This window comes from Agromyces seonyuensis (assembly GCF_009789225.1).
In the GTDB taxonomy this organism is placed as follows: Bacteria; Actinomycetota; Actinomycetes; order Actinomycetales; family Microbacteriaceae; genus Agromyces; species Agromyces seonyuensis.
This window is the reverse complement of the sequence record NZ_WSTA01000082.1, coordinates 1-18,395: the sequence shown is the minus strand read 5'-3', so window position 1 is coordinate 18,395 and position 18,395 is coordinate 1. Positions and strand designations below refer to the sequence as shown.

15 protein-coding genes are annotated in these 18,395 nt (G+C 71.1%); 1 reads left to right on the top strand and 14 read right to left on the bottom strand.

Annotated features, from left to right (window positions below):
- Positions 1 to 132: 132 nt before the first annotated feature.
- The 5 genes from arfA to GB864_RS14970 form a co-directional block, all read right to left on the bottom strand.
- A complete protein-coding gene (gene arfA / locus GB864_RS14990; RefSeq protein WP_160426484.1) occupies positions 133 to 1,644 on the bottom strand; it encodes an arabinosylfuranosidase ArfA in 1,512 nt (503 codons plus the stop codon).
- Between the two features lie 114 nt (positions 1,645 to 1,758).
- Complete coding sequence (locus GB864_RS14985) at positions 1,759 to 2,676, bottom strand: carbohydrate ABC transporter permease (protein WP_160426482.1); 918 nt, start codon at positions 2,674 to 2,676, stop codon at positions 1,759 to 1,761.
- Positions 2,676 to 3,623: a carbohydrate ABC transporter permease gene (locus GB864_RS14980; RefSeq protein WP_160426480.1), complete on the bottom strand. Its 948-nt coding sequence runs from the start codon at positions 3,621 to 3,623 to the stop codon at positions 2,676 to 2,678. The genes GB864_RS14985 and GB864_RS14980 overlap by 1 nt, the downstream gene beginning before the upstream one ends.
- Positions 3,624 to 3,695: 72 nt before the next feature.
- Positions 3,696 to 5,036, bottom strand: coding sequence for an ABC transporter substrate-binding protein (locus GB864_RS14975; protein ID WP_160426478.1), 1,341 nt, complete (start codon positions 5,034 to 5,036; stop codon positions 3,696 to 3,698).
- A gap of 370 nt (positions 5,037 to 5,406) precedes the next feature.
- Complete coding sequence (locus GB864_RS14970) at positions 5,407 to 6,426, bottom strand: LacI family DNA-binding transcriptional regulator (RefSeq protein ID WP_160426476.1); 1,020 nt, start codon at positions 6,424 to 6,426, stop codon at positions 5,407 to 5,409.
- On the opposite strand from GB864_RS14970, the gene GB864_RS18595 reads away from it, so the two are divergent.
- Positions 6,377 to 6,805 (top strand): DUF6457 domain-containing protein, encoded by a 429-nt coding sequence (locus GB864_RS18595; RefSeq protein ID WP_236779161.1) that lies wholly within the window; start codon positions 6,377 to 6,379, stop codon positions 6,803 to 6,805. The genes GB864_RS14970 and GB864_RS18595 overlap by 50 nt on opposite strands.
- A 4-nt stretch (positions 6,806 to 6,809) precedes the next feature.
- Here GB864_RS18595 and GB864_RS14960 read toward each other — a convergent pair whose 3' ends face one another.
- The 9 genes from GB864_RS14960 to GB864_RS14920 all read right to left on the bottom strand — a co-directional run.
- The gene (locus GB864_RS14960) at positions 6,810 to 7,472 is read right to left on the bottom strand and encodes a phosphatase PAP2 family protein (RefSeq protein ID WP_160426473.1); all 663 of its coding nucleotides are present in this window, start codon (positions 7,470 to 7,472) and stop codon (positions 6,810 to 6,812) included.
- Between the two features lie 62 nt (positions 7,473 to 7,534).
- On the bottom strand, positions 7,535 to 8,815 hold the full coding sequence (locus tag GB864_RS14955; protein WP_160426471.1) for a multidrug effflux MFS transporter: 1,281 nt from the start codon (positions 8,813 to 8,815) through the stop codon (positions 7,535 to 7,537).
- 397 nt (positions 8,816 to 9,212) lie between these two features.
- On the bottom strand, positions 9,213 to 11,537 hold the full coding sequence (gene yicI, locus GB864_RS14950; protein ID WP_160426469.1) for an alpha-xylosidase: 2,325 nt from the start codon (positions 11,535 to 11,537) through the stop codon (positions 9,213 to 9,215).
- On the bottom strand, positions 11,537 to 12,445 hold the full coding sequence (locus tag GB864_RS14945) for a carbohydrate ABC transporter permease (protein ID WP_160426466.1): 909 nt from the start codon (positions 12,443 to 12,445) through the stop codon (positions 11,537 to 11,539). The genes yicI and GB864_RS14945 overlap by 1 nt, the downstream gene beginning before the upstream one ends.
- 3 nt (positions 12,446 to 12,448) lie before the next feature.
- Positions 12,449 to 13,450: a carbohydrate ABC transporter permease gene (locus tag GB864_RS14940; protein WP_236779160.1), complete on the bottom strand. Its 1,002-nt coding sequence runs from the start codon at positions 13,448 to 13,450 to the stop codon at positions 12,449 to 12,451.
- Positions 13,451 to 13,523: 73 nt separating this feature from the next.
- Positions 13,524 to 14,846 (bottom strand): ABC transporter substrate-binding protein, encoded by a 1,323-nt coding sequence (locus GB864_RS14935; protein ID WP_160426464.1) that lies wholly within the window; start codon positions 14,844 to 14,846, stop codon positions 13,524 to 13,526.
- A 315-nt stretch (positions 14,847 to 15,161) separates the two neighbouring features.
- Positions 15,162 to 16,367 carry an ROK family transcriptional regulator gene (locus GB864_RS14930; protein WP_160426462.1) on the bottom strand — a complete coding sequence of 402 codons (1,206 nt, stop codon included), beginning with the start codon at positions 16,365 to 16,367 and terminating at the stop codon, positions 15,162 to 15,164.
- Between the two features lie 78 nt (positions 16,368 to 16,445).
- On the bottom strand, positions 16,446 to 17,576 hold the full coding sequence (locus GB864_RS14925) for a glycerate kinase (RefSeq protein ID WP_160426460.1): 1,131 nt from the start codon (positions 17,574 to 17,576) through the stop codon (positions 16,446 to 16,448).
- A gap of 73 nt (positions 17,577 to 17,649) precedes the next feature.
- Positions 17,650 to 18,395 (bottom strand): M24 family metallopeptidase (locus GB864_RS14920; protein ID WP_160426458.1); only part of this gene is annotated, 746 nt, incomplete at its 5' end.

Sequence of the window (18,395 nt, the reverse complement as noted above, 5' to 3'; positions counted from 1 at the left end):
GCGCGGGCAACCCGAAGGCCGGTGGAACCACGAGCGGGACGTTCCTGGTCCTGGCGGCGACGGGGGCCGAGGCCACCGACCCGGTAGAGCCGGCCGACCGACCCGACCCGACCGACCCGACCGAACCGGCGCTCAGCCGAGGCCGATCGCGGACCACGACACGGGCGGCAGCGTCACGGTGAGGAGACCGCCCTCGAGCGAGACCTGCTCGTTCGGACGGGTCGAGACCCGCTCCGGCTCGGCGAGCGTGTTCTTCGCGTACACGTCGTCGTCGGCGAGCAGGTGCGTCTCGCGCACCGACACGGCCTCGAGGCCGACGAGTTCGACGGAGACCGTCACGGCCTCGGTCTGCGAACGGTTCACGAGGAAGACCGCGGCCTCGCCGGTCTCGGGGTCGTGGGTGGCGACGGCATCGACGAGCGGCACCTCGCCGTAGATCTTCGTGCCGTAGGTGGGCGCGTCGAGCTTGAGCTCGAGGGCACGGCCGCGGGCGAGACGCGAGGTGATCGCGAACGGGAAATACGTCGTCTGCTTCCACGCCGGGCCGCCGGGCTCGGTCATGATCGGCGCGATGACGTTGACGAGCTGGGCGAGCGAGGCGCTCGTGACCCGGTCCGCGTGCTTGAGCAACGAGATCATCAGGTTGCCGAATACGACGGCGTCCGCGACCGAGTAGACGTCTTCGAGGATGCGCGGGGCGATCGGCCAGTTGTCGATGCCCTCCACCTTGTCGACCGCGTGGTACCGGTCGAGGTACCAGACGTTCCACTCGTCGAAGGAGATGTCGATCGTCTTCGACGAGCCGTTGACGGCCTTCACGTGATCGGCGGTCGCGACGACCGACTCGATGAAGCGGTCCATGTTCACCGCGGAGGCGAGGAACGAGTCGAGGTCGCCGTCCTTCTCCTCGTAGTAGGCGTGGCACGAGATGTAGTCGACGTCGTCGTAGGTCTGGGTCAGCACGACGCGCTCCCATTCGCCGAACGTCGGCATCTGCGCGCTCGAGGAGCCGCAGACGACGAGCTCGACGTCGGGGTCGAGCTGGCGCATGGCCTTGGCGGTCTGGGAGGCGATCTTGCCGTAGTCCTCGGCGGAGCGGTGGCCGAGCTGCCACGGCCCGTCCATCTCGTTGCCGAGGCACCACATCTTCACGCCGAAGGCGTCGGTGCGGCCGTTGTCGATGCGGCGCTGCGAGAGCGTCGTGCCCCCGGGGAGGTTGGCGTACTCGAGCAGGTCGAGGGCTTCGAGCACGCCGCGGGTGCCGAGGTTGACCGCGAGCATGAGTTCCGAATCGACCTTCTCGAGCCACGAGGAGAACTCGTGCAGGCCGACCTCGTTCGTCTCGGTGGAGTGCCAGGCGAGGTCGAGCCGACGGGGCCGCTCGTCCTTCGGGCCGACGGAGTCCTCCCAGCGGAAGCCCGAGACGAAGTTGCCGCCCGGGTAGCGGATGGCCGAGACGCCGAGCTCCTTGACGAGGTCGATGACGTCCTGGCGGAAGCCCTCGGCGTCGGCGCTCGGGTGGCCGGGTTCGTAGATGCCGTCGTAGACACAGCGGCCGAGGTGCTCGACGAAGGAGCCGAAGAGCCGGCGGTTGATCGGGCCGATCGCGAAGTGCGGGTCGACGGTCAGACGTGCGTCGGTCATGGTGTGCTCTCTGTTCGGTGGTGCGAGTACGTGGTGCGAGTCGTGCGGGGTGCAGGCCGCGTCCGGCGCATCCGTGGCCGGATGCCCGAGGACGGACCGTTCGGACGAGGAGGGCTACTTGATGGAGCCGATCGTGAGACCGCCCTGCCAGTAGCGCTGCAGGAAGAGGAAGGAGAGGATCAGCGGCAGCACCGAGATGAACGCCCCGGTGGTGATGAGGTTCCAGACCTGCTCGCCGCCGGCGCCGGCGTTGGACAGGGCCGTCCAGCGGTTGAGGCCGACGGTGACGGGCAGCAGGTTCGGGTCGGTGAGGACGGCCAGCGGCAGGAAGAAGTTGTTCCACGTGCCGACGACCGAGAGCAGCAGCACCGTCACGATGGCGGGCTTCAGCAACGGCAGCGCGACCTGGAAGAAGGTGCGGAACTCCCCCGCTCCGTCGATGCGGGCCGCCTCGAGCATCTCGTCGGGCACGGCGTCCTGCGTGTAGACGCGCATGAGGTAGACGCCGAAGGGGCTGAGCAGGCTCGGCAGGATGACGGCCCACGGGGTGTTGATGAGCCCGTACTGGCTGAGCAGCATGAACGTCGGGATGACGAGGGCCGTCAGCGGCACCATGATCGAGCCGAGGATGACGCCGAAGACGGCGCCGCGGCCGCGGAAGCGGTACTTGGCGAACCCGTAGCCGGCGAGGATCGAGAGGATCGTCGCCCCGATGCCGCCGGCGAAGGCGTACAGGAACGAGTTGCCGAGCCAGGTCCAGTAGATGCCGTTCTGCTGGGTGAAGAGCCCTGCGATGTTCTCGAACAGGGCGAAGTGGTCGTCGAACCAGAAGGCGGGGCTGCCGAAGAGGCCGGACGTGTTCTTCGTCGCGGCGACGAAGAGCCACCAGATCGGGATCACGAAGTAGATCGCGAGGATGATCAGGAAGACGTGCGAGCCGATGCGGCGGCCGTTTCGGTGGCCCGTGCGCGGGCCGCGGTCCTCGCGGCTCGGCACGCCCGTCGCGGTCGTGAGGGGGGCGGTCGTGGCCATCACTTGAGTCCGCTCTGCTTACGGGTGAGGAAGAGGAAGAGGTAGGAGCCGGCGAACACGAGGATGCCGAGCGAGAACGCGATCGTCGACGCGTAGTTGAACTGGCTGTAGCTGAAGGCCAGCGAGTACGCGTACATGTTCGGCGTGTAGGCGGCGTCGATCGCGCCCTGCGCGATGTTGCGCAGCACCACGGGCTCCGTGAAGAACTGCAGCGTGCCGATGAGGGCGAACGTGATCACCATGACCATCGACGACGAGATCATCGGGATCTTGATGCGGGTCGCGGTCTGGAAGCCGTTCGCGCCGTCGATTCGGGCGGCCTCGTAGATCGCGGGATCGATCGAGCGCAGCGCCGCGTAGATGACGACCATGTAGTAGCCCGACCACTGCCACGTGACGATGTTGACGAGGCTCGCGAAGACCGAATCCCCCGAGAGGAAGTCCGGCGCCTGCAGGCCGACGAGATCGAACAGCGTGGATGCCGGGCCGAAGCGCGGGCTGTAGAGGAAGCTCCACATGAGGGCGCCGATGACGACCGGGATGGCGTACGGCGCGAAGATCAGCAGCCGGGACAGCTTCGACACCCACGTCGTGAGGGAGTCGAGCACCAGTGCGGCGACGAGGGCGACGATGAGCTGCGCCGGGATCATCACGACCGCGAACGCGGCCACGCGGCCGAGGCCCTCGAGGAAGAGGGGGTCGGTGAACGCCTTGACGTAGTTCGCGGCGCCCGTGAAGGTCGTGCCGGTCGCGAGCGTCGAGGTGAACAGGCTCATGCCGAAGGCGTAGATGAGCGGGAAGACGAGGAAGGCGGCGAAGACCACGAGGAACGGGGTCACGAAGACCCAGCCCCATCGCTGCCTGCGGCGCTCGAGCAGCGAACCGCCGCGCCGGCGTTTCGGCACGGCCGCCGTGGGCGGTGCGACCGCGGTGGTCTGGGTGGTCATCGGCTGGTTCTCCCTCGAACTGCGTTGGATGCCGGGCCGGGGCGGCCGCGCGGGCCGCCCCGGCGGTGCGGCTTACTGGAGCGTGAAGCCCTGCTCGCCGGCGTACTGCTCGAGCGAGGCCTGCAGGTCGTCGAGCGCCTGGTCGGAGCTCTTCTCGCCCTGGACCATCGCGTAGAGCTGCTCGGTGAGCTGGTCGTACGCGTAGTTCTGGAACGGGCTGAACGTGAAGCCCTCGTAGCCGGCGGCGGCGGCGAGGAAGACGTCCTTGTTGATCTGCTGCCCGCCGAAGAACGGGTACTCGAGGTCGCGGAAGTAGTCCGACTCGAGGATCGGCTTCCACAGCGGGAAGAGCGCACCCTGCTCGATGCCGATCTTCCACGCCTCTTCGGTGCCGAAGACCTCCTTGGCGACCGTCGCGGCCGCCTCCTTGTCCTTCGCCTGGCTGGTCACGGCGAAGGTCGAGCCGCCCCAGTTGATCTGGACGGGGTTCGCGGCGTCCCACTGGGGCACCGGCGCGGCGACCCACTCGGCGTCGCTGTCGGCGTCGGCGAGGCCCGAGAGGTAGCCGGGGCCCCAGGCCGCGGCGACGTAGATCGCGTACGAGCCGTCGACGAGCTTCGTGTTGTAGTCGGCGGTGAAGGCGTCGTCGGTGGCGACGAGGCCGTCCTGCACGAGCTCGTTCCAGTAGGAGAGCACCTGCTTGGAGCCCTCGTCGTTCACGTCGATGCCGATCTCGGTCGGGTTGGCGTTGTCGTAGACGAAGGGCACCGAACCGGCCTGGGCGAAGAGCGCCTGGTTGTAGGCGCGGCCGTTGGTCGGGAAGTCGGCGAGCACGCCGGGGGCGCCCGCGGCCTTCAGCGCCTCGGCGGCGGCCTTGAACTCGTCCCACGTGGTCGGTGCGGCGATGCCGTACTGGTCGAGGATGTCCTTGCGGTACAGCATGCCCATGGGGCCGCCGTCGACCGGGATGGCGTAGACGGCGTCGCCCGAGGAGACGTCCTTCCAGGCGCCGGCCGTGTAGTCGTCCTGCACGTCGGCCGCGCCGTACTCGGTCAGGTCGACCAGCGCCTTGCGGATCGAGAAGCTCGAGAGCACTTCGGACTCGAGCATGATGACGTCGGGGGCGCCCGAGCCGGCCTCGATGGCCGTCGAGAACTTGGTGTACTCGTCGTTGCCCTGGCCGGCGTTCGTCCAGCAGATCTGGACGTCGTCGTGCGACTCGTTGAAGAGGTCGACGACCTCTTCGAACGCGGGGTACCAGGCCCAGACGCTGACCTGGGTCGCGTCGGGGTTGACGATCTCGTTCGTGCAGTCGGCCTTGGCCGAGTCGCCGCCGGAGGCGGTGCTGCAACCGGTCAGGGCGGCGGCCGAGAGGGCCACGACCCCGGCGGTCGCCAGGAGCTTGCTCTTCATCGTGCGGTGCTCTTTCTCTCGCGGTGTTCGACACCGTTGTCTGCTGTGCGGAGGCTCGGTCGCGACGGAGGACCGAGGGCTCACCGGCGAGAACGAGGCATTTCCAACGTTGTAGGTAAACGTTGTAAACGACATATTGGAGGCTCGGGCGGATGCTGTCAAGCGACCCGCGCCGCGGGAGCCCGAGCGTCCCGGCGCGTCGGCGGAGGCCTGCCGCGGTCGGGCCTCCGGGGCGCAGGCGCGACGACCGGGCGGGCCCGAGCGGTGCCGACACCGCGGCGACGCTCATCCCGGATGACGACGCTCGGCCCGCCGACGGGCGCGGCCGCGTTCGGGAGGACCGCAGCGGGGCGACGGACCGGCCAACGGATCAGCGCCGAGTGGACTCCCGTTCGACGACCCGGAACGGCACCTCGATCTCGCGCGGCGCACCGCCGGGACCCTCGGCCGCGATGCGCTCGACGAGGAACTTGACCGCGGTCTCGGCGATCCGGCGACGGCCCGGATCGATCGTCGTGAGCGCCGGCTGCGTGTAGCGCGTCTCGTCGAGATCGTCGAAGCCGATGACGAGCACGTCGTCCGGGACGCGCCGCCCGGCCTCCTGCAGCACGCGCATCGCACCGATCGCGACGGCGTCGTTGAACCCGAAGACGGCGTCGAACGGGGCGCCCGTCTCGAGCACCTCCGTCATGAGCCGCGCGCCGTCGGAACGGAACCAGGTGCCGCCGGGCGGGACGAGCCGCGGGTCGAACTCGAGGCCGGCCGCCTCGAGCGCCTCGCGGTAACCCCGGAGGCGGAGCCCCGCGGAGCCCACGACCTCGCCCTCGTGCGAGCCGAGTGCCGCGATGCGCGTCGCACCGCGCGCGATGAGATGCTCCGTCGCGGCGCGGGCGGCATCCACGTTCTGCATCGTGACGTGGTCGGCGGGCCCGCCGAAGATGCGCTCGCCGAGCAGCACGAGCGGGACAGGGGCGTCCTGGAGCGAGGCGGCATCCTCGTCACGCAGGTCGAGCACGCTGTAGAGCGCGCCGTCGACGCCGCGGCGCAGTGCGGCCTCGACCGCGGCGAGCTCGCCGGCCGGCCCGCTGCCGCCCCGGATCTGCTCGATGAGCACTGCGAGCCCGTACTCCGCGGCGACGGTCAGCACGTCGTCGGCGAGCTCGGCGAAGTAGACGTTCTTGAGCTCGGGGATGATGAGGCTGATGAGCCCCGTGCGCCCGGACCGGAGCGTGCGGGCGGCGCGATTCGGCCTATAGCCGGTCTCGGCGATCGCCGCTTCGACGCGCGCGCGCGTCTCGGGTCGGATGTGCGGGTAATCGTTGATGACGTTCGATACGGTCTTGATCGACACGCCCGACAACCGCGCAACGTCGTGCAGCGTCGCCGCCATCGTTCCTCCGCTCGTGAGTGGCTTCTCGGCACTCTACAACGTTGTAGACGCCAATCGCGCCGAGCACGCGGAAGAATCGGACGTCGCCGGAGCGACCACCGACCGAAGGGATTCCGCCATGGCCGAACATCTCCCGCCCGAAGCCCTCGACGACTGGGTCGCGCACCTCGCGACCGAACTCGGCGTCGATCCCGCCGCGGTGCCGATCGGACGCATCCTCGACCTCACGGGCGATGTCGCTCGGGGCGTCGCCCGACCCGCGGCGCCGGTGAGCGCGTTCGTCATCGGCCTCGCCGTCGGCGCCGGTCTGGGCGACGTCGACGCCCTCGCCCGCCGCACCTCGGAACTGGCCGCCGACTGGCGGCCCGAAGCCGGCTGAACCGTCAGGCGTCGAGGCTCGGCCCGCGGGCGCGGGCGGCCGACTCGCGGTCGAGGACGTGCGCGAACGCCGCCCACACGAGCAGGGCCGTTCCCGCGCCGACGAGGGCGCCGCCCAGGGTGTCGCTCAGCCAGTGCGCGCCGAGGTAGGTGCGGCTGAGCGCCATGAGCACCGTGTACGCGGCGCCGGCGACGATGACCCAGACGCGCGGGAACAGCACCGCGAAGGTCACGGCGATCGTCGCCGCGTTCGCCGTATGCCCCGACGGGAACGAGCCGTAGTCGGACTGCACGAGCATGTCCTCCGGGCGCGCGCGGCCGAAGACCTGCTTGAGGATCTGCACCACGAGGGCGCTCGAGGCCGCCGCGACGATCGAGAAGCACGCCGCCCAGGGCCGCCGTGCGGCGAGCAGCGCGAGCGCGATGCCGACCGGCACGAGGAAGACGCCGACGACGCCCCCGCCGAGCGTGTCCATGACGAGGGCGAGCCACTCCCCGACCGGCCCGCGGATCGCGAGCACGCCCCGCATCCACGCCTCGTCGATCGTGTTCGCCGTGCGCCCGACGACGAGCACGCCGACGAGCACCGCCGCGACGAGCGCGACGATCCCCGCCGCGATCCGGCCGCGACGGCGATGCAGCGGCGCACGCTCGTCCGGCTCCCCCATGCCCGGATGCTAGCGGGCGGAAGGTTGCGCCCCGCGGCACTCGGCCGCGGGGCGCGTCGCGCTCAGTCCTCGAGCGGCGGCACCGAGGCGGGCCGGATGAGGACGACGATCGCGAGCACCGCGATGAGCGCGGCGCCGATCATGACCGCCGACATCGGCATGGCGCTGCCGACGCCGAGGAAGCCGATGATCGGGGTCGCGAGTCCCGCGATGCCGTTGTTCAGGGCGCCGAGGAGCGACGCGGCGGTGCCCGCCTGCGCCCCGTGGCCGGCGAGGGCGAGCGCCTGCGAGGCCGGGAACACGAACCCGACGCCCATGATGAAGAACCACAGCGGCACCATGGTGCCCCAGAGGCCGCCGCCCGCGGCATCCAGGCCGAAGATCGCGAGCGCTGCCACGACCTGGAGGGCGATCGAGCCGACGATGATCCACTGGGGGCCGACGTTCTTGCGGTGCATCAGGAACGAGGACGTCTGCACGCCGATGATGATGCCGACCGAGTTCACGGCGAAGAGCGCGCCGTACTGCTGGGCGCTGAAGCCGTAGACGTCCTGGAAGAGGAACGACGACGTCGAGAGGTACGCGAAGAGGCCCGTGAAGCTCATGGCGCCCGTCAGCAGCGCGCCGACGTAGATGCGGTCGCGGAAGAGCGCGGTGTAGCTCGCGACGAGGGCGCGCCCGCCGCCGCGCGTGCGGCGCTCGCGGGGCAGCGTCTCGACGATGCAGAACCATGTCGCGACGAGCACGAGGGCGGAGTACGCGGCGAGCACCCAGAAGATGCCGCGCCAGTCCATGACGCCGAGCAGCTGCGAGCCGAGCACCGGGGCGATGACGGGCGCGAGGCCGTTGACGAGCGCGAGCCGGGAGAGCATCTTCACGAGCGGCTTGCCGCCGAAGAGATCGCGGACCATCGCCATCGCGACGACCGCGCCGGCCGCGGCGCCGAAGCCCTGCAGCAGGCGCAGCACCATGAGGACCTCGATCGTCGGCGCGAGGGCCGCGGCGATCGAGGCGCCGATGTGCAGCACGGTCGCGAGGATGAGCGGCAGGCGGCGCCCGACGCGGTCGCTCCACGGGCCGACGATGAGCTGGCCGAGCCCGAAACCGATCATCGTGCCCGTCAGGGTGAGCTGCACGAGGCCCGCGTCGACGCCGAACTCGTCCTGGAGCACGGGGAAGGCGGGCAGGTAGAGGTCGACGGTGAACGGGCCGAGCGCGGTGAGCGCGCCGAGCACGAGGACGTAGACGAGGCGCTGGCGCTGGCTCAGCTTGTCGCCGGGGTGGACGGTGCGGTTCGCGAGGTCGTCGGGCCGGACGACGGGGATGGAGCTGGTGATCGACATGTGTGTTCGCAGACGGACGCGGGCGGGCAGGGCGGGGCGATCCGGTCGCACGCCGTCGGGCTCCGGTCGGGATGACGCGAAACGGCGCCCTTGCGGGCGCCGCGCTCGAATCGATTCGAGAAGTTCCTTCGATGATAGCGGACGGAGGCCCCGGAACCGAAGCCCCCGCTGGTCGAGGGGCGGTGCGGCGACGCATCGAGACCTCGGCCGGGTCTCGATACGGCGCTGCGCGCCGACTCGACCAGCGGACTGGAAACCGCGCTGCGCGCCGACTCGACCAGCGGACTGGAAACCGCGCTGCGCGCCGACTCGACCAGCGGACTGGAAACCGCGCTGCGCGCCGACTCGACCAGCGGACTCGAGACCGCGCTGCGCGCCGGCTCGACCAGCGGAGCCGTCAGGCGGGGAGCGTCGCCGAACCGCCCGTCGCGGCCACCCGGTCGCCGAGCGCGCCGAGGGCGACGCCCCAGCCGTCAGCCAGCTCCGAGCGCACCGACGTCGACCCGTCCGCGTCGCGCGTCACCTCGAAGACGGCGTCGCGTCCGTCGGGCGTCGTGACGGTGAGCACCCTCGTGCCGGGCTCGCCCGGGAACACACGCAGAGTCAGCCCGTCGAGGTAGTCGTGGTCGGGTCGGTCGTCGCGACCGCCGACGGGGAGCACGGCGCCCGGCCGCACGTAGATCGGCAGGCTCAGGAAGCCGTGGGTCTCGCGCACCCAGCGGCCGCCCGCGACGACCTCGCCCGTGAGCAGGCTCGTCCACTCCCCCGCCGGCAGGTAGAAGTCGACCTCGCCCTCGGCGGAGAAGACCGGCGCCACGAGCACGTCGGGCCCGAGCAGGTACTGGCGGTCGAGGTAGTCGGCCGCCCGGTCGTCGCCGAACTCGAACTGCATGGGGCGCAGCACGGGCGCGCCCGTCTGCGACGCCTCGATCCCGAGCCGGTAGAGGTAGGGCATGAGCGAGAGCTTGAGCTTCGTGAACTTGCGCGTCACGTCGACGGCCTCGTCGTCGAAGATCCACGGCACGCGGTAGGACTCCGAGCCGTGGAAGCGCGAGTGGCTGGAGAGCAGTCCGAACGCCGTCCAGCGCTTGAAGACCCCGGCATCCGGCGTGCCCTCGAAGCCGCCGATGTCGTGGCTCCAGTACGCGAAGCCGCTCGCCGCGAGCGAGAGCCCCCCGCGCAGCGTCTCGGCCATCGACTCGTACGTCGAGGTCGAGTCGCCGCCCCAGTGCACGGGCATGGTCTGGCCGCCGACCGTCGCCGAGCGGGCGAAGAGCACCGCCTCGCCCGCGCCGCGGGCCTCCTCGAGCACGTCGAAGACCGCGCGGTTGTAGAGCGCCGTATAGGCATTGTGCATGCGCTCGGGCGACGAGCCGTCGAAGTAGTCGACCTGGAGCGGGATGCGCTCGCCGAAGTCCGTCTTGAAGCAGTCGACGCCCTGGTCGACGAGCGCGCGCAGCTTGCCCTGGTACCACGCGGTTGCGTCGGGGTTCGTGAAGTCGACGAGCCCCATGCCGGCCTGCCAGAGGTCCCACTGCCAGACGTCGCCGTCGGGCCTCCGCACGAGGAAGCCCTGCTCGGCCGCCTCGGCGAAGAGCGGCGAGCGCTGGGCGATGTACGGGTTGATCCACACGCAGACCCGGAGGTCCTGCTCGTCGTGGAGCCGGGCGAGCATCCCCTCGGGGTCCGGGAACACCCGGGGGTCCCACTCGAAGTCGCACCAGTTGAACTCGCGCATCCAGAAGCAGTCGAAGTGGAACACCGACAGCGGCAGGTCGCGCTCGGCCATGCCGTCGATGAACGAGTTCACCGTCGCCTCGTCGTAGCTCGTGGTGAAGCTCGTCGTGAGCCACAGCCCGTACGACCAGGCCGGCACGACCGGGGGCCGGCCGGTGAGGGCCGTGTAGCGCTCGAGCACGGCCGCCGGCGAACCGCCGCCGATCACGTAGTACTCGAGCGACTCCCCCGGCACCGAGAACTGCACGCGCTCGACCGATTCCGAGCCGACCTCGTACGAGACGTGGCCCGGCTCGTTCACGAACACCCCGTAGCCGCGGTTCGTGAGGTGGAACGGCACGTTCTTGTAGGCCTGCTCGCTCGAGGTGCCGCCGTCGGCGTTCCAGATCTCGACGGTCTGGCCGTTCTTCACGAGCGGGCCGAAGCGCTCCCCGAGCCCGTAGACGAGTTCGCCGACGCCGAGGTCGAGCTGCTGCGCGAGGTACGCGTCGGCGAGCTCGATCGCGCTCTGCGTGCGGGCTCGGCCCGCGAGCCCCGTGTCGACCTGGGCATCCGGCTCGAGCTCGAAGTAGGTGATCGACTTCGCGCCCGAACCGGTGAGGCGGCGGCCGTCGGCATCGAGGAACGCGAGGTCCCAGCCGCCGTCCCGGCCGATGCGGGCCGTGAGCCCGCCGCTCGTGAGCGTCGCCGCCGCCTCGTCGAGCGCGAGCTCGCCGTGACCGGCCTCGGCGCCGGGGAGCGGGAAGCGCAGTGCGTCCCCGCCGCCGGAGTGGTGCTCGATGCGCACGCCGATGACGTCCGGCAGCGGTGAGAAGACGCGCACGGTGAGCGCGGCGCGGTTCAGCGTGTCGCCGCGACGCTCGATGCGCTTGGTCGGCGCCGTCACGACGAGCGCGTCGCCGTCGGCCTCCACGTCGTAGGCCTGCTGGGCCGACAGGGCGGTGACGCCCGGACGCAGCATCCAGAATCCATCGGTGAACTTCATTACTTGACCGCTCCTGCAGTGATGCCGCGCGCGAGCGTGCGCTGGAAGATGAGGAAGAAGATGAGCGTCGGGATGACGCCGAGGAGGGCGGAGGCGCTCGTCGTCGTGACATCCATCAATCGATCGCCCTGGAGGGTCGCGATCGCGACCGGCACCGTCTGGTTGTCGTTCGAGATCAGGAACGTCAGCGGGATCAGGAACTCGTTCCACGTCCAGATGAAGAAGAAGACGAGCAGCACCGAGAGCGTCGGGCGGCTGATCGGCACGACGACGCGCCAGAGGATGGTCCACCGGCTCGCGCCGTCGAGGGAGGCCGCCTCGAGCACCTCCTTCGGGAACGTGCCGTACACGCTCGAGAGCAGGTAGGTGCCGAACGCCGATTGGATGACCGTGAAGATGATGATCACGGACCAGACGTTGTCGTAGAGCCCGACGCCTTTGAACATGAAGTACAGCGGGTAGAGCAGCGCCTCCTGCGGGAGCATGTTCGCGAGCAGGAAGAGCACGACGATCCACGTGCGCCCGCGGACGCGGCCGATGCCGATCGCGTAGGCGGAGAGCACGGAGACGAGCACCGCGAGGATCGAGACCATGCCCGAGATGAGGATCGAGTTCCACAGCTTCAGCGGGAAGTCGACGCGCTCCCAGAACTTCGCGATGCCGTCGAGGGTCCACTCGCCCGGCAGTTGCAGCGGGCCGCCGGTCGAGTAGTCGGCCGGCGTCTTGAACGAGTTGATGATGATCAGGTAGAACGGCGCGATCACGAGGAGCGCGAGCAGGACGGTCAGGACCAGCACCGTCCAGTCGCCGGCCGTGCGCTTCGTGCGGCGGCGGCGGATCTTGTACGTCGATTCGGTCCCGGGTGCGACGGGCGGTCGTCCGGTCGTGGCGGTGGTGGCGGCGCTCATCGCTCAGCCCTCCCGTTCGGCTCGTTCGGCGCGGTTCTGCGCGCGGATGAAGAAGAACGCGACGACGCCGATGACGATCGTCAGCGCGGTGGCGATCGTGGCGCCGTAGCCGACCTGCTGGGTCTGGAAGAACTCGCTGAACGAGTAGTAGCTCGGCACGAGCGTCGCGTTGCCGGGGCCGCCGCGGGTCAGCGTGTAGACCGGGCCGAAGACCTTGAGCGCCGCGATCGTGCAGGTGAGGGTCACGACGAAGATCTCGGGGCGGATGATCGACACGGTGATGGCGCGGAAGCGCTGGAACCAGTTCGCGCCGTCGAGCTCGGCCGCTTCGTAGAGCTCCGGGTCGACGCGCTGGAGCGCGGCCATGAAGATGACGACGGGGTAGCCGAGCTGCACCCAGACCATGACGACCATGATCGAGAGCAGTGCGGTGTCGGGGCTGCCGAGCCAGTTGTGTGCGAGGTCGCCGAGGCCGACCGCCCGGAGCATCTCGTTGAGCGCGCCGTCGTCGGCGCGGAGGATCCAGCCGATGACGACGGCGGCGACGGCGATCGGCAGAATCTGGGGCAGGTAGAACGTGGCGCGCAGGAAGCTCGCGAGCTTGCCGCCGAACTTCCGGCCGACGAGGTCGAACAGCGCCGCCGCGAGGGCGAGGCCGAGCAGCGTCGGGATGACGACCATCGCGATGATCATCGCGATCGAGTTGCCGAAGGACAGCCAGAACTTCTCGTCCCCGAAGAGGCGGATCCAGTTGTCGAGGCCGATCCACTCCGGCGGGCGGATGCCCCGGTACGAGGTGAAGCTGAGGTAGACGTTCCACACGAGCGGGACGACGATGATGACGCTCAGCAGCACGAAGCCGGGGATCAGGTAGAGCCAGAACGCGGCCGCGTCGTTCTTGCCGCTCTTGGGCAGCAGCGGGTCCTCGGTGCGGCGCGTTCGCTTCGCCGGTCTCGGATCGCGTTGCCGCTCCTCCACCGCGATCATGGCGCGGGTCTCGGACATGGCGGAGCCTTTCGCTGGGTTGGGGATCGGAACTGGGCGGGGAGGGCGACGGCGCCCTCCCCGCCGACGGGCGTCAGCCCGTGATGTTGACGACGCCGTCGTCGTAGTCGGTCTGCAGCTGGTCGAGCACGGCGGACGGGTCCTTCGTGCCGTTGACGAGCTCCTGCAGCGCGGCGTTCAGGTCGTCGTAGAACGTCGGCGTGGGCCAGTCGGGGTAGAAGGCCAGGCCGTCGCGCTCGGTGAGCGTGTTGAAGTTCTCGATGAGCTGCTTCGACTTCTCGTCGGTGATGTCCGCGGCGTCGGCCGCGACCGGCACGCCGCCGTTGTTGCCGATGATCGCCTGGATCTCGGGGCTCATCGTGATGTCGATGAACTTGTAGGCGAGGTCCTTGTTCTCGGAGTTCGAGGGGACGACCCAGAGGTTGCCCGAGGAGCCCGGGGACATCTCGGAGTCGGGGAAGAGCGCCGACGTCCACGCGAACGAATCGCCGATCTCCTCCTGGAAACGGCCGTACCACCAGCTGCCCGAGTAGAAGATCGGGTACTTGCCGGAGATGAAGCCGACGCCCGCGTCCTCGGCCTTCAGGCCGGTCGCGTCGGTCGAGATGTAGCCCTGGTCGACCCAGTCGGCGATCGTCTCGGTGGCGTTCGTGAAGGCGTCGTCATGGAAGTCGACCGGGTTCGTGTAGGTCTGGTAGTCGGTGACCCACTGGCGGTCGGCCTGGGAGAGGGCGAGCTGGTACCAGAGCTGCCCGAGCGGGTACTCGGCGGCCGACTCGGCGAGCGGGGTGACCCCGGCGGCCTCGAAGGCGGCCATGGCGTCCTCGAGTTCGGCGTACGTCGTCGGCACGGCGATGCCGTACTCGGCGAACATGTCCTCGTTGAAGTACAGGTCGACGAACTCGCCGTAGTTCGGGATGCCGTAGAAGTGGCCGGAGCCCATCACGCCGTCCTCGCTGTAGCGCGCGGTGGTCTGCAGGCTCTCGGCGAGCTGGTCGTCCCACCCGTACGCCTCGACGGCGTTGTCCATGTTGCTGAGCAGGCCCTGGCTCGAGAGCAGGCCCGCGGTCGCGTTGCCCTTGTTGTACTCGAGGATGTCGGGCGCCGAGTTCGAGTTGAGCACCTGGCTCGCGGTCGAGCGGATGGCCTCGAAGGACTTGGCCTCGAACTCGACGGTCGCGCCCGTCTCCTCCTCGAACTGGTCGATGGCGGCGTCCCACGCCTTGCCCATCGCCGAGTCCTCTCCCTCGTAGTGCCAGAGGGTGAGCGTGCGGCCGTCGCCGTCGGGGTGCGTGTCGACCGGCTCGTCGTCGCTCGTGCCGCCGGACGCGCAGCCCGAGAGCAGCAGCGCCGCGACGGCGACGCCGGCGACGGCTGCGATGCGTCGCTTGTGCATCGTTACCTCCTTGTACAGGAGCGGCGGCCGATGCGCAGGACAGCAGGCAGCCACTCCGATGCCAGTATGTTTTCGGCTCGAACATACCCACGTCGATTGTTGTGCGCAAGGCCTGAATCGAGCCGATTCCGCGGCGAAGGGTGCGACTAGCGCGCTGATTCACGGCTTGACCAGGGCGAATGCGGACGGAACCGCCTTATGTCGATCTAGGCAACATTCGGGACGGGCGACGATGCGGGCGCTCGACCGCACGCAGATCGACCGGGCGGCAGCACGGTGCCCGGACGGCTCGGCGACGGCGCAGCGATCGGCCGCTCAGCGGGCGGCGGCCACGACGCGCTGCGGCGCGGCGATGAGCTCGGCGAAGACGAGTTCCGCCGCGCCGACGAGCAGCAGATCGGGGTCGGATGACCCGCGGAGCAGCGTCAGCCGGTCGCGGGAGGCGCGCACGACGTCGTCGACGAGTTCCTCCGGCGGCACGCCGTCGACGACCTCGGCGAGGAAACCGCCGAGCACGACGGCTCGGGGGTTGCCGAGGTTCACGACGGTGCGCACGACACGGCGCACGATCGTGCGGTAGTGCTCGAGCACGGCGGCGACCTCCGGAACCTCCGCGGACTCGCGCAGCCGCTCGCCGAGCAGGCCCGCGTCCTCGGCGGACAGTCCGAGCACCTCGAGCAGTCCGTCGCGGGAGACCTCGGTCTCGAAGCATCCGGCGGCCCCGCAGTGGCAGCGAACGCCGTTGTCGGCCACGAAGATGTGCCCGACCTCGCCGGCATGGCCGTCGGCGCCGAAGGCGAGTCGGCCATCGAGCACGGCGCCGCCGCCGATGCCGCTCGCGCCGCCGATGATGTAGAACAGGTCGTCGACGTCGCGGCCGACGCCGAACGTCGCCTCGGCACGGAGCGCGAGCACGGCCGCGTTCGCCGCGAAGACGGGCATGCCGAGCGCCTCGGCGAGCTCGGCGGCGATCGGGGCGTCGCGCCAGCCGAGATGCGTCGCGTCGCGGACGAGCCCGTCCTCGAGGCGCACCTGGCCGGGCACCGCGATGCCGGCGCCGAGCACGCGCCACGGGTCGCCGCCCTCGCTCGTGAGTCCGGCGACGACCGCCGCGGCGATGCGCACGGTCTCGGACGCCGAGGGCGGTGCCGCCCACGGCAGCCGCACGCGGCGCACGATCCGGCCGCCGAAGCCGACGAGTCCGACGGCCAGGCCGTCGACCTCCGGGTTGATCGCGACGGCGACGGTGCTCGGATCGGGCACGACGACGCCGGAGGGGCGCCCGGCGCCGGTGACGACGGCGGGCCCCTCGGAGACGAGGCCGAGCGCGACGAGGTCGCCGATGACGGCGCCGACCGTGGACCGGTTGAGCCCCGAGCGCCGCGTCAGCTCGGCGCGCGAGAGCGCGCCGTCGCGATGCAGCCGGCCGAGGAGCGACGAGAGGTTGCGATCGCGGATGTCCTCGGCGACGCCGCCGACGGTGCGGTGCAGGTTCTGATCGCGCCGGATCGCGGTGGACATGGGATGCATCGTATCGACGGTTTGCAGGTGTCGCCAACATATGCGCGGCCCGGCGCGAATCCGCGGCGCGGGAGGGGCTCAGCCCGCGAGCCGCTCCCCCGCCGCCTCGAGCCAGCGGGCGGCGTCGGCGCGCGCGGCGTCGACGGAGCCGGCGAGGTCGGTGAGCGCGATCGCCGCGGTGAACCGGTCGGCGGCGATCGGGCGCGCGTCCGGCGCGATTCCCCCGGCGACGAGGGCGACCTGGATGCCGCCCGCGGCGGCCGCGGCGTCGAGCACGAGCGCCGGCACCTTGCCGTCGAGGGACTGGTCGTCGAAGCGGCCTTCGCCCGTGACGACGAGGTCGGCGGCGGCGATCGCCGCGCGCAGCCCGATCGCGTCGGCGACGGCGTCGGCCCCGCCGACGAGCTCGGCGCCCCAGGCCAGCAGGCCGAAGCCCGTGCCGCCCGCGGCGCCGGCTCCGGGGGTCGCGGGGTCGACGACGCGACCGGCCGCCGACAGGGCCGACGCCCAGTCGGCGAGGGCGGCGTCGAGGACGGGGACGAGGTCGGGCGTCGCGCCCTTCTGCGGCCCGAACACCGCCGCGGCGCCGCGCGGACCGGTGAGCGGGTTCGTCACGTCGGAGAGCACGCGGACGCCGGCCGGCGGGAGCGCGCGCAACCCCGAGAGGTCGACGCGGGCGAGCGCCTCGAGACCGCGGGCGCCCGGCGGGATCGTCGCGCCCGAGGCATCCTCGAGCACGGCGCCGAGCGCGACGAGCGCCCCCGCACCGCCGTCGGTCGACGACGAGCCGCCGATCGCGAGCAGCAGTCCCGCGACGCCGGCGTCGAGCGCGGCGGCGATCGCCTCGCCGAAGCCGAGCGTGTGGGCGTCGACGGGCCGCAACGGGTCGAGCAGGGTGATGCCCGAGGTCGAAGCCAGCTCGACGAGTCCGAGGTCGCCGCCGTCGGCCGCGGCGCCCGGCATCCGGAGCCAGTGCGCCTCGACGGAGCGCCCGTCGGGCCCGGTCGCCCGCACCGGCACGCGCACGGCGCCGGGCACCGCGAGCGCGAAGGCGTCGAGCGTGCCCTCGCCGCCGTCGGCCATGGGCCGCAGCACCGCTTCGTCGTCCGGGTGCGCCCGCAGCCAGCCGCGCGCGAGCGCCTCGGCCGCGTCGGCCGCGTCGAGCGAGCCCTTGAACGAGTCGGGGGCGAAGACGATGCGGCGCGGCATTGCGGGACCTCGGGGTTGGGCTCGGGAGGAGTCCGAGCGGTGCGGAGCGGGGGACGGAACCGGGCGGAGCGGCTCAGGCCGGCAACTCGAGCTCCGCCGGCCGCTCGCGGCCCGCGAACGGCACGACCGGCCAGCGCGGATCGAGCGTGAGCGATTCGATGCCGTGCGCGCCGAGCAGCACGGTGTCTTCGATCTTGGCCCCCGGCGCCGTCGGATTCCAGGCGAACGCCTGCCCGGCCTGCACGAGATCGGTCACCCCGGGCAGCGCCCGCGGGTCGCGGCCGACGTAGCCGGCGGCGCCGCCCTGATGGTGGCGGCGCCACTCCTCGGGGTCGAACCCGTGGGCGCCGTACCCGCCGATCGCCTCGGCGAAGACGTCCTCGAGCGGCCGGCCCGGGCGGGTGGCGTCGAAGAACGCCGCCTCGACGGCGAGGATGCCCTGCTCCGCGGCGAGCTCCTCGGCCGTCGCCGGTCCGAAGCGGAGCCAGCGGGTGACGTTCGCGATGAGACCGTGGCGGCGGGCGCAAACGACGAGCATCGCGCGTCGGCCGATGCGGCCGGGACCGGGGAGGGGGTGGCGGTGCGGCAGCCGGTCGGCGCCGGCGACGAGCACGACGAGGGGATCGGCGCCGCGCGCGGCGAGGCCGGCGGCGAGGCGGGCGGCGACGGCGCGCTCCGCGTCGTCCGGCCGCACGCCGTGGGCGACGTCGGTGAGCACCTCGGCGGCCTCGCGCCCGAGGGCGCGGTAGCGGGCGAGGTCGGCGGGCAGCAGGGAGGCGCGGGCGGGGGGCAGGCCGGCGCCGAGGTGGGCCTCCTCGA

Coding starts and splice junctions, on each gene's coding strand:
- arfA (WP_160426484.1), bottom strand. CDS start 1,644: ATGACCGACGCACGTCTGACCGTCGACCCGCACTTCGCGATCGGCCCG.
- GB864_RS14960 (WP_160426473.1), bottom strand. CDS start 7,472: ATGGGGGAGCCGGACGAGCGTGCGCCGCTGCATCGCCGTCGCGGCCGG.
- GB864_RS14980 (WP_160426480.1), bottom strand. CDS start 3,623: ATGACCACCCAGACCACCGCGGTCGCACCGCCCACGGCGGCCGTGCCG.
- GB864_RS14970 (WP_160426476.1), bottom strand. CDS start 6,426: ATGGCGGCGACGCTGCACGACGTTGCGCGGTTGTCGGGCGTGTCGATC.
- GB864_RS14955 (WP_160426471.1), bottom strand. CDS start 8,815: ATGTCGATCACCAGCTCCATCCCCGTCGTCCGGCCCGACGACCTCGCG.
- GB864_RS14975 (WP_160426478.1), bottom strand. CDS start 5,036: ATGAAGAGCAAGCTCCTGGCGACCGCCGGGGTCGTGGCCCTCTCGGCC.
- yicI (WP_160426469.1), bottom strand. CDS start 11,537: ATGAAGTTCACCGATGGATTCTGGATGCTGCGTCCGGGCGTCACCGCC.
- GB864_RS14940 (WP_236779160.1), bottom strand. CDS start 13,450: ATGTCCGAGACCCGCGCCATGATCGCGGTGGAGGAGCGGCAACGCGAT.
- GB864_RS14935 (WP_160426464.1), bottom strand. CDS start 14,846: ATGCACAAGCGACGCATCGCAGCCGTCGCCGGCGTCGCCGTCGCGGCG.
- GB864_RS14985 (WP_160426482.1), bottom strand. CDS start 2,676: ATGGCCACGACCGCCCCCCTCACGACCGCGACGGGCGTGCCGAGCCGC.
- GB864_RS14930 (WP_160426462.1), bottom strand. CDS start 16,367: ATGTCCACCGCGATCCGGCGCGATCAGAACCTGCACCGCACCGTCGGC.
- GB864_RS14925 (WP_160426460.1), bottom strand. CDS start 17,576: ATGCCGCGCCGCATCGTCTTCGCCCCCGACTCGTTCAAGGGCTCGCTC.
- GB864_RS14945 (WP_160426466.1), bottom strand. CDS start 12,445: ATGAGCGCCGCCACCACCGCCACGACCGGACGACCGCCCGTCGCACCC.